The sequence below is a fragment of the Vibrio sonorensis genome (assembly GCF_001854765.1).
Classification (GTDB): Bacteria; Pseudomonadota; Gammaproteobacteria; order Enterobacterales; family Vibrionaceae; genus Vibrio; species Vibrio sonorensis.
Map to the genome: position 1 here is coordinate 91,262 of NZ_LJJE01000069.1, position 14,214 is coordinate 105,475.

The 14,214-nt window shown below is 44.1% G+C and carries 10 protein-coding genes and 2 pseudogenes; 4 read left to right on the plus strand and 8 right to left on the minus strand.

The features are described 5' to 3' along the window. Nucleotides 1–169 precede the first annotated feature (169 nt). Nucleotides 170–1,938: pseudogene (locus BLO31_RS25200) on the plus strand (EAL domain-containing protein). 108 nt (nt 1,939–2,046) lie between these two features. After that, nucleotides 2,047–3,381, plus strand: a complete 1,335-nt coding sequence (locus BLO31_RS12585; protein ID WP_070966972.1) for a GGDEF domain-containing protein — start codon at nt 2,047–2,049, stop codon at nt 3,379–3,381. 44 nt (nt 3,382–3,425) lie between these two features. Here BLO31_RS12585 and BLO31_RS12590 read toward each other — a convergent pair whose 3' ends face one another. Next, the gene (locus tag BLO31_RS12590; RefSeq protein WP_070966975.1) at nt 3,426–3,824 is read right to left on the minus strand and encodes a PaaI family thioesterase; all 399 of its coding nucleotides are present in this window, start codon (nt 3,822–3,824) and stop codon (nt 3,426–3,428) included. Nucleotides 3,825–3,853: 29 nt separating this feature from the next. On the opposite strand from BLO31_RS12590, the gene BLO31_RS12595 reads away from it, so the two are divergent. Then, nucleotides 3,854–4,132: a DUF134 domain-containing protein gene (locus tag BLO31_RS12595; RefSeq protein ID WP_070966978.1), complete on the plus strand. Its 279-nt coding sequence runs from the start codon at nt 3,854–3,856 to the stop codon at nt 4,130–4,132. A gap of 109 nt (nt 4,133–4,241) precedes the next feature. On the opposite strand, the gene BLO31_RS12600 is transcribed toward BLO31_RS12595, so the two are convergent. Then, on the minus strand, nt 4,242–4,589 hold the full coding sequence (locus tag BLO31_RS12600) for a NifB/NifX family molybdenum-iron cluster-binding protein (protein ID WP_070966982.1): 348 nt from the start codon (nt 4,587–4,589) through the stop codon (nt 4,242–4,244). 324 nt (nt 4,590–4,913) lie between these two features. On the opposite strand from BLO31_RS12600, the gene BLO31_RS12605 reads away from it, so the two are divergent. Continuing rightward, on the plus strand, nt 4,914–6,242 hold the full coding sequence (locus tag BLO31_RS12605; protein ID WP_070966985.1) for an insulinase family protein: 1,329 nt from the start codon (nt 4,914–4,916) through the stop codon (nt 6,240–6,242). A 5-nt stretch (nt 6,243–6,247) separates the two neighbouring features. Here BLO31_RS12605 and BLO31_RS12610 read toward each other — a convergent pair whose 3' ends face one another. The 6 genes and pseudogenes from BLO31_RS12610 to BLO31_RS12635 all read right to left on the minus strand — a co-directional run bounded on the left by BLO31_RS12610 (nt 6,248) and on the right by BLO31_RS12635 (nt 14,194). After that, entirely contained in the window at nt 6,248–7,840 is a 1,593-nt protein-coding gene (locus BLO31_RS12610) for an ABC transporter ATP-binding protein (protein ID WP_070966988.1), read from the minus strand. Further along, on the minus strand, nt 7,840–8,883 hold the full coding sequence (locus BLO31_RS12615) for an ABC transporter permease (RefSeq protein WP_175443218.1): 1,044 nt from the start codon (nt 8,881–8,883) through the stop codon (nt 7,840–7,842). The genes BLO31_RS12610 and BLO31_RS12615 overlap by 1 nt, the downstream gene beginning before the upstream one ends. Then, nucleotides 8,883–9,974, minus strand: a complete 1,092-nt coding sequence (locus BLO31_RS12620; protein ID WP_070966994.1) for a microcin C ABC transporter permease YejB — start codon at nt 9,972–9,974, stop codon at nt 8,883–8,885. Before BLO31_RS12620 ends, BLO31_RS12615 begins: the two co-directional genes overlap by 1 nt. Before the next feature lie 11 nt (nt 9,975–9,985). Beyond that, nucleotides 9,986–11,801, minus strand: a pseudogene (locus BLO31_RS12625) (extracellular solute-binding protein). 148 nt (nt 11,802–11,949) lie between these two features. After that, entirely contained in the window at nt 11,950–12,468 is a 519-nt protein-coding gene (locus BLO31_RS12630) for an NUDIX hydrolase (RefSeq protein WP_070966997.1), read from the minus strand. 88 nt (nt 12,469–12,556) lie between these two features. Then, a complete protein-coding gene (locus BLO31_RS12635; RefSeq protein WP_070967001.1) occupies nt 12,557–14,194 on the minus strand; it encodes a methyl-accepting chemotaxis protein in 1,638 nt (545 codons plus the stop codon). Nucleotides 14,195–14,214 lie beyond the last annotated feature (20 nt).

Below are 14,214 nucleotides of genomic sequence, written 5' to 3' on the forward strand. Positions count from 1 at the left end.
AATCATGAACAAATGGACAATAGACAGACGAAGAGTACCTCTAGCTATGGAGCTTCATAAAATTTTCATGTAGAAAGTATAAGTTCATGGAAGTTATTAATTCAGAAAGAAATTTAGCGAACCAAACAGAACAGCAAACGCTATAATTGGATTAGGTACATCTACGTTAATGTCACACAGTAATCAGCGACTACTATCCAGACCTAACATTAAGTTAGTGTCACCGTGCGAGGTCGACAAAGCGATTCCAAAACCATTGGAGTCTTTGAGCGGCGCCGAACTAGACGAGTTAATGGATAATCAGTTTAAACATATGTTCGACGTGTTAAGCGACGGACTGTTTTATATGTCTGATGACGACGAAATTTTCTTCTACAATCCAAGCTTCTATAAACAGTTCAATATTGAGTCTGGTTTTTCCAAAATGTCAGACTGGCTCAGTCTCGTGCATCCTATCGATAGGCACATGTTGGAATCTCGTGTCGAGTGGCACTTTCAACAAGACGATGCAAAGCTCTCTACTCAATACCGAGTAAAGCGCAGTGACGGACAGTATATTTGGATAGAAGGCACCGCCATCGTCCGAATCAAAAATGGCCGACACTTTTTAATTGGTTGTCACCGTGATATCTCCGACAGTAAATTGATGGAGACCTATATCCAGCAATCTGCTTTCCACGATGATATTTCAGGTCTTTCCAACTCTAACAAATTTGCTCTCGACATTGCCGACATTCGCCAAACTGAGCACGATGCCTACTCTTTAATCTACTTGCAGATTGACGATATCAAGTCCTATCTAAATCTTTATGGACCGCAGATATTAAGTAACCTCGTCAATCTGCTTATCGACGCCCTGCACACGCTGCCAGACAATTTTGTCGACATTTATCGCGTGCGTTCCGATGACTTTATCATCCTAGTCAAAGGAGATTACTTAGCGTCACAGCTAATGGTTCTCGGTGAACGAATACTGAAAAACTATAAGCAGTCCATCGAGTCGAATGGCTTTATGTATGGTACTGATATTAGTGTTGGGGTATATCCGACTTTCGACCTCGATATGCCTACCGATGAGGTCATTAAAATCGCCTCGCGTACTTGCCAATACGCCGGCGAGAAAAATCGTGCAGGTATCGCGGTCTACAGCGGAAGAACAAAGGCCATGGTGGATAGGTTCTTCTTTATTGAACGCGAACTGAACAAGGCAATCAAAAACGAACAGTTGAGTGTTAAATTCCAACCGATTATCTGCGCTCAAAGTAATCAAGTAGCGAGTTTTGAAGCTTGGTTCGTTGGAAAAGCGCGGAGATTGGGGAAATTTACCCAGATGAATTTATTGCCGTCGCAGAGAAAAAGGGCCTTATTATCGAACTGGGTTACTTTGTCTACGACAAAGCTTGTCAGTTTATTCAGCGTTACCAAAAGACACATAACAAGCAAATACGAGTTAATGTTAATGTCTCGGTATTGCAGCTACTTAATTTGAAGTTCCCTGATACCGTTAAAAGTGTCGCTGAGCAGCACGGTATTGACACCAATTCCATCGTATTGGAGTTGACAGAAACCATCATTTTGGATGGAAATAAAAGTGCGCAAAGCCAACTTAAGAAACTCAGCGAATACGGGTTTAGATTGTCATTGGATGACTTTGGCTCTGGGTACAGTTCGTTAAACAGCTTTTTTGACTTACCACTCAATCAAATCAAAGTAGACAAGTCTATTGCATGGCGCTCTGTCGACAATCCAACCACTTATGAATACCTAAAGTTCATCACTCAACTGTGTAAAGAGCACTCTGTCGATATTGTTATTGAAGGTATTGAAAGTGCCGATATGCAGCGAAAATTCACCGAAATGGGCGTATCTTACCTACAAGGTTACTGGTTTTCTAAGCCACTCACCATTGCCAGTGCAAGCCAATACACTCAAGTGTGACAATACTCATATACCTACCATATGTCATAAAACCTTAACCTCAATGTAAAGCTATTGTTGATCTTGCTCCATACAATGTTCCATTTATAGCTCAACACATACGGTTAAATGACGCTTTACTACTCACGTTCTGTCCGTTCTGGTCCCAATATTGAGTTGCGCTGCCTGATGATCACACTGGCGGTGATATTTATCGTGAACACTCCTCTAGGCTTCATCAAGTCAGCAAAAGAGCGTGAACTCAGCTTTCAACTACAATCTATTGTTGAAAACCTTCATATGAGGCAATCGCTAATCAGTAGCTATTTGTCATTTAGTCAATCTCAGTTGGTAGAAAACTCTTTTAAACACCCCGCTCTCTTTAATGACCTTGTTCAATCTATTAAGCAGCAGCAATCTCTAGTCGAAGACATCAGTCTGGTCTCCATCAGCAAAAAGCAAAATGATTTAAAGCACCGCGAAGTTTTAGAGCGAGCTAAGCAGTTTTACCAAGACAATGTAAACCGGCACAAAATTTACTCCTTTTATCGCCCCGAATACGGATTGCTCACCGAGTTAGCCCCCGTCTACAAAAGTGAGCAGCTCCTTGGCTTTTTAATTATTGATATACGCATAAAAGCGTTTACCGAAACAAAACGCGATAAAGTTCTGCTGATTGGGCAAGATGGTTATATCTATAGTAGCTCAGTGAAAGGTATTGAGGTCAATCACAACCTCTCAGCCCATTACCCGACTATCTTCACCGAGTTGAAGCGCGCAAAAAGGTTAAGTGGTTTATTAGAAGATCAGGGCAAAGGGTTCGTATTTAGACGAATAGAAACCCTCAACAACCAAACTCATTATATTATTATGGTCCTTGATAGCGGTGAAATTATCCCTCAATACTTCTACGGCATCCTACTGTTATTCGCCCTTTTTATTGGCGGCTCTTATTACCTATACAAACTGCATAGCGAAAAGAAAGAGCTTAGCAAAATCAGCTATATCGATGCTTTGTCCGGTTTACACAATCGCCATTATTTGCAGAAAATTGAAAAACAACAAGTCGTCGGAAAAGACTACTACGTCGCTATTTTTGACATAGACCACTTTAAATCCGTAAACGACAAATATGGACACGATGTGGGCGACCAAGTTATCAAGCGAGTAGCAAACATAATAAAAAGTCGAATTCGGGTTTCAGATTATGCGTTTAGAATTGGCGGCGAAGAATTTGTAGTGTTAGTCAAAACCCATAGTGAAAACAGTGCACAAGCAATTTTTAACCGTATTCGAACTGACACTGAGCGGCTTACCCATGCCCCAAGTGTAACCATCTCCGGTGGGTATGTATGCGTCTCTTCCACCCTGACAAAAGCTCTGAAAAAAGCAGATGAGTTTTTATATCAAGCCAAAAAGTCTGGTAGAAACCTTGTATTTGGCTTAGATAAAGAGGCGGCCTAAAACCATTCATTTTTCTTCAGGAGAACAAAAATGAAGGTTGAGCACTACACCATAAACTGACTCGTTGCCGAAGAGCACACCTTTCCAGATTGGAATATCTGACTTTGCAAGTAGTACACATTGCGTCTAATTTTTAGCAACTCAGCCCGAACTTGGACCGTCAACCCAATATGAACCGACTTGTGGAAACGAGAAGATAAACTCACCGTCACTGCCCCATAGACGCTGTTATGGAACAAACAGTGCAACATGGCGCTATCGTGGAGGGCGGTGATCAGCCCACCCTGCATTATCCCATCGTATCCCTCAACGCGACTTGTTGGTACAATCTCAGCCGTTATTTCTCGGCTAGATATGGCCTTAAAGTGGATTGGTGTATCCGAGAAAAATGCTTGGCTGCATACCTTGCACTTTTTGTGGTGGACTGGAACCTCAATAGTCATAAAATCCCTTATTCTTGTTTGGAACGAAAATGGCACGACCGAAAAAACCTCGTAGACTTTGCACACAAACTAAATACTCATGCTTTAAGCCCAATGGCATTCCGATGGGTGAGCTTGATCAAATAGAACTTTTGCGAGACGAGCTAGAAGCCTTGCGATTGTGCGACCAAGATGGAATGAGCCAAGTCGAAGCCGCCAAACAGATGCAGGTTTCCAGACAAACCTTTGGCAACATTGTTAAAACGGCAAGACTCAAAGTCGCCACCAGTATTGTTAAAGGCCAAGCGCTATTCATACAAAAGCTTTAACAGCATCTCTGGGGTTGTGTTTTTTCTCGCACTATTGCTAACACAAGCCCCAACTCCATACGTCTAGCTTATTGCCTATTGTTCAACGTTTAGACTACTTGGGATAGTCTTATAAATCGCACCTATTTGGACGTCGTGATTGTTTGGCATAAGCGAGGTTTTCAACTTCTTTCAGCAGTGTAACGTCAAGGTGTTCGATGGCGACTTTCCCTTCAACGGATAACACCTTTATCTTTCGACTAAACAGGTTATCCAGCATTTTTCTGCCAATACTACGTACCACAACTGCATCTATATCGTACTGCTCTAGAATCCAATTCCATTGGGTGTTTTTTCCATTTTCCACAAAGGGCAAGCCAGCTAAGACCTTCCCTTCCTCGTCCAGCACCGTTATTTCATCTGCACGTGAAAAATGGTTTGAAACACAACCATTTGTGCATGGTATGGCGTACATCATAGTCACTCCGGCCAACAATAGCGTTCATCAAATATATTTGCCAATATTGCATATGCCAATAATAAAAATGAAATCTTAGGTTGCTCGGACTTGTTCAATAAAATTAGAGTCTTATTACAGTTTGTACAGATCATGTTTTGATTAAAGTGTCATATTTTTGAATTGTTTGATTACAAATTCTTGACACATAACTAGTAAATATACAAAATCCCCATCCCCGACATATATCGTAGGGACGTCGGTAACTGATATGGATATCCAAATGGGCAGTGTTCCCACATCTGGGAGCTTGCGCAGCCTTATGCACTAGTTGGAGATCCCGTAATGTCTACTAAACGTTTATTCGTCTTACCTTTGATTATATTTAGCTTGCTGATCAGTACCGCAAGTGCAAAAAGCAATTCTGGTTACTGGTTTGACGCGACGGATCTACAACTACCAAAACCAACAAAAGTTTCTCAGTTAAACAATGGCTTACGCCTTGTTTTATTACCGCTAAAGCGCCACCCAAACCAGATTGCCGCACGGCTGAGTATTCGATACGCAAATCCTTTAAATGCGCAGCAAAAGCTCGCTACAACATGGGTTGCGCTATCAATAGCTAACGACACACAATGGAGTGTTGAACAGCATTTAGACCAAACCGTTTTTACACTGAATCTAGATGATAGGAATAAGCATGAGCTATTTGATCAACTTGCGCTGCTGTCTGACAAGCTGACCAAAAGCGATCGTTTAGTTCAACTCGATAACAACACATTGATTGCCGCAGCCAGCGAAAAACTTAGCTTAGCCGCACAAGCGTCGAGTCAGGTTAAAGTCGAAGGCCTAGATTATCCTCAAGCCATTACTCAGTTTTTGCCAAAGTTAGAGCGATTAGAGACAGTAACGTCACAAGACTTTAACCAAGTCTTTCACTCCTATTTTACTGCCAATCAATCAAGCCTAATTGTCGTGGGTGACATTCACACCCGCTCTGTTACTGATGACATTAAGATGCGCTTTGCATCTTGGCGTCGCAGTACTCCAATGGTAACCATGCAACCAGAGTATTCACTCGCTAGTGAAGCCGCGGTAGCGGATCAAAATGACGCTCCATACCGGCTACAGATTTCCGTGCTTAAGCAAATCACTATGGATACTGACAGCAAAGCCTTGAGAAGAGACAATCTACTAGACCAAATGGCGGCAGAGTTAATGGTTAAACGCTTGGCTAACTTGATGAGTTTTGAACACGGCGAAGCGGTTTCTCTGCAAACCCGTTATCTTACAAGTGACAGAGCACTACTCTCAATTACTTTGACAGCAGATTCCAATCAAGCATTGCAAACCCTTAAGGATAAGATCGAGGCAGATATTGATCGAGTCAGCGCAATGAGTGTCAGTGCCGATGAATATTACACCGTCGTCCAAGCAACAAAACAGAGACTTAAGACAAGCACGTTTGGCGATATGTCACTGTTTACCAGCAATCAAGCCGACATGCTTGTAGAAGCAATAAGGCTGGGGCAAGTCTATCTTCCTACAACTGAAATTTTAGAGCTTGCCTCGTTTCACGCGGCTCATATCTCAGAAGTCGATTTATCACAGCGCCTAATACAACTGTGGACCAAACCTAGCATCGCGGTATATACAGCGAGCAATGACTCATAAGACATTTAGCTAGATGAGAGGTTTACCAAGGTCCGAGTATATTCATGGGTGGGATGGCTAAACAGCTTAGCGGTTTCACCCTGTTCAACAATTTCACCTTGCTTCATGACAATCGTGTAATGACAAAGCGACTTCACAACGTTTAAGTCATGGCTAATAAACAAGTAAGTAAGGTGATATTTCTCTTGTAACTCTTTAAGCAATTCTAATACTTGTGCTTGTACGGTTCTGTCCAACGACGAAGTGGGTTCGTCTAATAATATAAACTCCGGTTTGAGTATCAATGCCCGTGCGATTGCGATGCGCTGTCTTTGCCCGCCAGAGAACTCATTTGGGTACCGAAAGCGAGAGTCGGGATCCAACCCTACTTCTTCCATCGCTTCAACGATGAGTCTGTCGACCGTTTCTTGATCAAAGTCGTGATGGACCATAAGGCCTTCACCTATCACCTGTGCCACTGACATACGCGGATTTAACGCCGAAAACGGGTCTTGGAAAACCACCTGCATCTTACTGCGATATGGCAACATCTCTTTTCGGTCAAGCCCCTGTATCTCTTCGCCAAGGTATTGAATTGACCCTTCAGAAGAGACCAGCCTCAACACGGCCATTCCCGTGGTCGACTTACCCGAACCGCTTTCTCCCACAAGACCAATAGACTGACCCCGCAACAAGTTAAACTCCATATTTGTCACGGCTTTAATATGAGAAACGACCCTGCGAAAAAGACCACCAGTGATAGGAAACCATACTCGAAGTTGCTTCACTGAGAGTAAGGTATACGGCTCATTCAAAGCTGGGACCGGTTCTCCTTTGGGATCTGAATCGATTAACAGCTTAGTATAGGGGTGCTTAGGGCGGGTAAAAACGTCGTCACATAAGCCAGATTCAATGAGTTCACCGTTTTGCATTACGGCGACTTCATCGGCAATCCGACGGACAATACTGAGATCGTGAGTAATAAACAGCATCCCCATCCCTAGTTCCGCTTGCAGGCTTTTTAACAAATCGAGAATTTGTGCCTGAACCGAAACGTCCAGCGCCGTGGTGGGTTCATCGGCTATCAAAATCTCTGGCTCATTGATAAGCGCCATAGCGATCATCACTCTCTGCCGTTCTCCCCCAGATAACTCGTGCGGATAAGCATCAATTTTTAGTTCAGGAGAACGAATTCCCACCTTGTTGAGCCACTCAATAGCCAAGTCTCTCGCTTTGGTTGCTCTAACACCTCGATGAATGCCGACGGTTTCAACCAACTGTTTGCCTATTCGATGAAGCGGGTTTAATGAAACCATAGGCTCTTGGAATATCATGCCAATATGACCACCACGGATCCCTCTTAACCTTCTCTCGGTGCTCTCAAGCAAGTTTTCACCACCGTAGGCAATTTCGCCACTAAGGTAGCGCGCTGAGTTTTGGGGGAGTAAGCGCAAGATCGCATTGGCGGTTACCGACTTTCCAGAGCCACTTTCCCCCACCAGCGCCAGAGTTTGACCGCTCTTAATCTCAAAGCTAACGTCATGAGTGACAGGTATTGTTCTATCACCGCGCTTAAAACCGACGGATAAGCCGTTGACCTTGATTAGACTCGTACTCATCAATGTTGCCCCTGCTGGTGTGGATCGAAGGCATCCCTAACCGCTTCCCCGATAAAAACAAGTAAAGTAAGCATTAATGACAGCACTAGGAACGCCGAAATACCTAACCACGGAGCTTGTAAGTTGGCTTTACCTTGCGCTAGTAGCTCGCCAAGAGACGGTGAGCCAACGGGTAAACCAAAGCCAAGGAAATCCAGAGAAGTCAAAGTCGTCACCGAGCCGGATAGAATAAATGGCATCATAGTCAATGAAGCAACCATAGCGTTGGGAAGCATATGGCGAAGCATAATTCGGCGGTCATTTACACCCATAGCTTGGGCGGCCCTGACATAATCAAAGTTCCGACAACGCAAAAACTCAGCCCGCACAATCCCAACCAAACTCATCCAACTGAACAAGACCATAATCCCTAGCAGCCACCAAAAGTTGGGTTCGACAAAACTTGATAGGATGATCAAAAGAAACAGAGTCGGCATACCCGACCACACTTCAATAAACCTTTGGCCAAATAAATCAAACCACCCACCGTAGTATCCCTGTGTTGCCCCAACCGCAACCCCGATAACACTCGAAACCAAGGTAAGAACAAAACCAAACAAAACCGATATCCGAAATCCGTATATAATGCGAGAAAGCACATCTCGCCCTTTGTCATCCGTTCCTAGCCAGTTTTCGCCATCTGGTGGCGATGGAACGGCTCCAGTGATGTTGAAGTTAATCGTGTCATAACGAAAGCGCACAACAGGCCAAACGATGCTGCCCCTCTCTTCGATCAGATCAATAACATAGGGGTCAGTAAAATCAGCTTCTGTTTCAAACTCCCCGCCAAATTCTGTTTCTGCATATTGGATAAATATTGGGTAGTGCCACTTTTCTCCGTATATCACCAGTAGCGGCTTGTCGTTAGCAATTAACTCCGCAAACAAGCTAATCACAAACAAGGTCATAAATATCCATAACGACCACCAACCACGTCGGTTGCTGCGAAATCGTTGCCAACGAGCTTGATTGAGAGGGTTTTTATAGCGCGTTAGTTTTTTCATCATCGCGCCTCAAAATCAATTCTCGGATCTACCCATGTATAGGTCAGATCCGAAACAATACTCAGCAACAAACCTAACAATGTCATGATGTAGAGCGAACTAAACACTACGGGATAGTCTCTTTGTATGGTTGATTCAAAGCCGAGCAATCCTATCCCTTCGAGTGAAAACATAACTTCAATTAACATTGAGCCAGTAAAGAAGATACTGATAAAGGCGCTGGGAAAGCCAGCGATGATGATCAACATGGCGTTGCGGAACACGTGGCGATATAGAATGGCGTTTTCATCTAAGCCTTTCGCGCGAGCGGTCACAACATATTGCTTGTTGATTTCATCGAGAAACGAGTTTTTTGTCAACATACTGAGCGTTGCAAAGCCACCAATGACCATTGCCAACGTGGGTAGTGCCAAATGCCAAAAATAGTCAATAACTTGCTGATACCAAGTCATTTGGTCAAAGTTTGCTGAGAACAAACCTCGCAACGGAAACCAGCTAAAGTAGTTTCCACTAGCAAAAAAGATGATCAAAATGATGGCGAACAAGAACCCCGGAATTGCGTACCCAATGATGACGACCGCACTGGACCAAATATCAAATCTACTCCCGTGATGTATCGCTTTCATGATGCCTAGAGGTATCGAAATCAAGTAGATGATGAGTGTACTCCACAACCCAAGAGAGATAGACACCGGCAGTCGCTCAACTATCAGATCGATAACGTTACCACCTCTAAACAGGCTCTCACCAAAATCAAAGCTGGCGTAATTGATCAGCATTTCAAAATACCGTTCGTGAAGTGGCTTATCAAAACCAAACTGTTTTTTTATCGCTTCTACGACTTCAGGGTCAAGTCCTCTAGAGCCTTTGTAACCTGTCGTTCCTACCTCTTGTGAACTTGCGGACGTGTCAACTTCAGTACCACCGCCAGCAAATCGCTCCATTATGCCTGAAGTATGACCTTCCATTTGAGCAATGGCCTGCTCGACCGGACCTCCCGGAGCAATTTGAATAATAAAAAAATTAATCGTAATAATTGCCCACAAAGTGGGAATAACTAAAAGTAATCGGCGGAAAATGTACGCGGCCATGATGCCTCCCACTAACGCCTTTTCTCAGGCAGCTTGGCGGCTTTTTCTTTTGAAATCCACCAAGTGTCAACACCTAAGTCATATTTGGGCATCGTTTCTGGGCGTTCAAACTTGTCCCACATCGCCACGCGATAACTGCTTAGATACCATTGTGGGATCAAGTAGAAATTCCATTGCAACACTCTGTCTAACGCTTTACCCAGTGCGAGTAATTGCTCAGAGTCTTGCTGAGATTGCGCAATCTGCTCAGTCAAAGAATCGACCACCTTGTCATTAACCCCCGCTCGATTATAGGAAGAATCGATATAGCCCGAATGCCACATAATCAATAAGTTAGGGCTTGGATAACCTAGATTAGTATAGGCGGACGAGACCATATCAAAATCTCGGTCGCGAAGTCTTTTGATGTATTGCGTAGTGTCTACACTGCGTATACGCATCTCAATGCCCATACGCTTTAAATTCTTCTGAACGGGAATAGCCATGCGTTCGGTTGTTGGACTATAAATCAACAACTCAAAGCTCATTGGTTCACCCGTTTCGACATTGGTCATCACTTTGTTTTTAAGCTCCCAACCCGCTTCTTTTAGCAGAGCAAATGCGATTCTCATTTGACTGCGAATTCGCCCGCTGCCATCCGTCACTGGAGGCTGAAACTCTTCGGTAAAAACCCGATCAGATCTGGCTTTTAAAAGGTTCCAAAATCTTTAGCTCTGCCCCATCCGGCGTTCCCATTGCCTCATATTCTGTGTTTTGAAAGTAACTTCGTGTTCGCGAGTATTGGCCAAAAAACATATTGCGATTCATCCACTCGAAGTCCATTGCGTAGGTCAACGCTTCTCTTACGCGAACGTCACTAAAGGTTGGTGTTTGGATGTTAAAAACGAAGCCCTGAGTGTTTTCCGGTTTTTGGTGGGCAATTTCTTCCTTTTGAATAAACCCGTTGTCGAAATTAACCCCAGTGTATGAATTCGCCCAAAACTTAGCTGAATTTTCTAGGCGGAAATCGAACTCCCCGGCCTTAAAGGCTTCTAACATAACCGTATCGTCTCGATAGTAGTCATATTGAACTTGCTTAAAGTTGTTTCGACCAACACTCACTGGCAAATCCGCTGCCCAGTAATTTTCGACCAACTGATAGGTCACACTCTGCCCTGACTTAAAGTCGGCTATCTTATAAGGGCCACTTCCTACAGGGGGCGTCGACAGTGGCTCAGAGAAATTTTTGTCTTGCCAAAAGTGCTTAGGCAAAATCCGTGAGCTCTGAGCGAAACTAAACAACTTCTCTCGGTTGGGCACTTTCATATCAATGCGTGCAGTCCGATCATTAACAGCCGTTACTGATTTGATATCGCCATAATAAACTCGATATTGGCTGACACCTTCAGTCATAAACTTATCAAAAGTAAATGCCACATCATGGGCGGTGATCGGCATTCCGTCGTGAAAACGGGCATTTGGATTAATGTCGATTTCCAGCCAAGTAAAGTCATCCGAATAACGGATTTTTTCAGCAATTAAGGGGTAGTAGGTATCAATTTCGTCACTGGGTTTAAACATTAAGCTATCGTACAGCTCACCAGTTGCTGCAGCGGCCACCCCACGTGAGGCATAGCGATTAAAGTTGTCAAATGTGCCGATTTGACCGTAGGTTATTTTTCCGTACTTGGGAGCATTGGGATTGACGTAATCAAAATGGGAGAAATTATCTGCGTATTTCGCGCTTCCAAAGCCGGAAAGCGAAGTGGTTTCGATAACGGCAGCATGTGACGTAACAGTATAAATCAGTATTGCTGGTGCGCAGGCAAACCGGAGTAACTTCCCCATAATGCGATCCTTCCTTAGACCCAAGTAATAATTTTTAATCTATTAACAATTCAATCACTTGGATAAGTATAGAAGAAATCGCATCAGTATCCAGTTCAGGCCTTATCCGAGCAGGAAACGATCCACTGGATTCAGAAAGGAGTTCAGCTTATAACATTTCTTTTGCTATCAAATGAAGAAGATAGGTTTCTCTTTCGATACTCATACCCTTTTTATCACTTTCTGCAATGGTTTTTTCATTGTGTGCGATAGCATCGTGAATATTAATCCAAACGGGCTTCATACCGTTTTTCACTTCGTAATCTTCATAAGCCGTCTCACCTAGCTCGCGGTCAATCTTGCACGAATAACAGTAAGAGATCATGTGCATCACGTTCGCATCGTTTTTGTACCAAGGACGAAACTCCTCGAACAACCCAAAAGGTTTAATACCGTGAATATTCTTTGCCCCAGTTTCCTCTTCCAGCTCGCGAACAAGCCCAGCAATAATGTCTTCACCCTCGTCTAAACCGCCACCGGGAAGTGAATAGTCGTGATAACGCTCGGTAAAGAGTAAAAGAATGTCTTCGCCATCAACGACAATGGCGCGTGTAGCAAGTCTTTTCAGAATAGTCGCTTGATCCAAATGTTCGACATCTGGATGCGTAGTAGTTTTAAGGTGTCGCATAGCTCAGGAAATAAATAGGCAAAGTGAAAATTTGCCGCGATTCTAACATATCCCCCTTAGGCGACAAGCCTTGGGGATATGTAGACTATTAACCTAGCTTAAAGCGATTAATCATTCCCATTAAAGTTTCTGAAACTTGGTTAAGCTCCCGGCTCGCTTGAGCCATTTGATTAGACTCTTCAGAGACCGACGCCGTCATATCGCGAAGGCTAACCACGTTGCGGTTGATATCATTCACCGTGACAGTTTGCTCTTCTGCAGCCGTTGCAATGTGCTGATTCATCTCTTCAATGGTGTGGACTTCTTTATTGATCTTGTTCAGGGCATCACCAGCCTGACTTGATAGCTCAGAAGCATCGTTAGCGGTACTCGAACCTTGCTCCATCACTTTCACCACACTGCTCGCACCGTGTTGCAGTTTTTCAATAATGGTTTGGATTTCTAGGGTTGACTCCTGAGTTCGTTGAGACAATGTACGAACTTCATCTGCCACAACGGCAAAACCTCGTCCCTGCTCTCCTGCTCGTGCGGCTTCTATCGCAGCATTGAGCGCCAGAAGATTGGTCTGTTCTGCAACGCCGCGAATCACCTCAAGCACCGTGTCCACGTTTTTGGCGTCGTCATATAGCTTTTGCACTTCGCCACTCGCTTCACCAATTCGCTCCGCCAACTCATTTGACTGAGCAACGTTGCGGTCGACGATATCGCGACTGGTTTGGGTTTCCGATGCCGCTTGTCGACTGGCATCGTTTGCCTCAACCGTTCTACCCGCAACTTCTTCGACTGTCGCAAGCATTTCCGTCATGGCGGTTGCCAGCATGTCGACATCATTTTGCTGCCTTTCTAGGTTTACATCGATATGTTCAACCGATGTTGTTAGCTGCGAAGAAGAAGTCGCCACTTGGTTACCAGCCGCACTGATACTTAGCATGATTTGCTGAATGGACGCCAAGAACTGATTGAAGTATTTAGCAAGATCGACCAGCTCCTTTCCTCCCTCTTCGTTAAGACGCTGAGTCAAGTCGCCCTCGCCTTTAGAGAGGTCCTGCATCGCTCTTACCGTGCGCTTAAGGGGAGACGTAATAGTCTTAATAAAGAAGCCGATAAACAGTGAAAGTACCACGAGGATCATCGTAGCGTTTGCCATCGATATCAGCTCGGAACGCTCAATAGAGTCCTGAAGCGCTTCCATGTTCATACCGCTTCCGATCATCCATTGCCAAGGCGCAAACCCTCTGGCGTAACTCGTTTTTGGGGCGCCTTCTCCACTATCGGGATTTTTAAATCGGTAGTCGACAAATCCGCCACCTTTATTGGCAATATCATAGAGGGCTTCTACAAACATAAAGCCATCCATATCTTTTAAAGGCTTGATATTGGTGCCGATCAGTGATTTGACACCAGACGCGAGTTGAATTCCGTCTTTGTCACCAATAAATACATAGTTACCGTTATCAAACCGCATGGCGTTAACAGAGTCGATGGCCATTGCCTTGGCTTGCTCTTCTGTCAATTTTCCGTTTAAGAATTCTTGGTGGTAGTAGCTAACAATGCCGTGAGCACTCTCAACTAACACTTCTACCCCTCTTTCGAAATTTTCTCTCATATGTTGGCGAGTTTTATATGCATCTAAAAATGCATTGGCAAACAAGCCAATTGCAAACAGAGCCAAAATGATCCAAGCCCGTGTTGCAATCGAGACCGTATTAAGTTTGTCCTTAATCATAAGGAATACCCCCTAGCCGA

Bases quoted from the DNA above. Each gene is read 5' to 3' on its own strand.
- BLO31_RS12620 (WP_070966994.1), bottom strand. From the start codon at position 9,974: ATGGCCGCGTACATTTTCCGCCGATTACTTTTAGTTATTCCCACTTTG.
- BLO31_RS12600 (WP_070966982.1), bottom strand. From the start codon at position 4,589: ATGATGTACGCCATACCATGCACAAATGGTTGTGTTTCAAACCATTTT.
- BLO31_RS12595 (WP_070966978.1), top strand. From the start codon at position 3,854: ATGGCACGACCGAAAAAACCTCGTAGACTTTGCACACAAACTAAATAC.
- BLO31_RS12610 (WP_070966988.1), bottom strand. From the start codon at position 7,840: ATGAGTACGAGTCTAATCAAGGTCAACGGCTTATCCGTCGGTTTTAAG.
- BLO31_RS12630 (WP_070966997.1), bottom strand. From the start codon at position 12,468: ATGCGACACCTTAAAACTACTACGCATCCAGATGTCGAACATTTGGAT.
- BLO31_RS12590 (WP_070966975.1), bottom strand. From the start codon at position 3,824: ATGACTATTGAGGTTCCAGTCCACCACAAAAAGTGCAAGGTATGCAGC.
- BLO31_RS12615 (WP_175443218.1), bottom strand. From the start codon at position 8,883: ATGAAAAAACTAACGCGCTATAAAAACCCTCTCAATCAAGCTCGTTGG.
- BLO31_RS12585 (WP_070966972.1), top strand. From the start codon at position 2,047: ATGACGCTTTACTACTCACGTTCTGTCCGTTCTGGTCCCAATATTGAG.
- BLO31_RS12635 (WP_070967001.1), bottom strand. From the start codon at position 14,194: ATGATTAAGGACAAACTTAATACGGTCTCGATTGCAACACGGGCTTGG.
- BLO31_RS12605 (WP_070966985.1), top strand. From the start codon at position 4,914: ATGTCTACTAAACGTTTATTCGTCTTACCTTTGATTATATTTAGCTTG.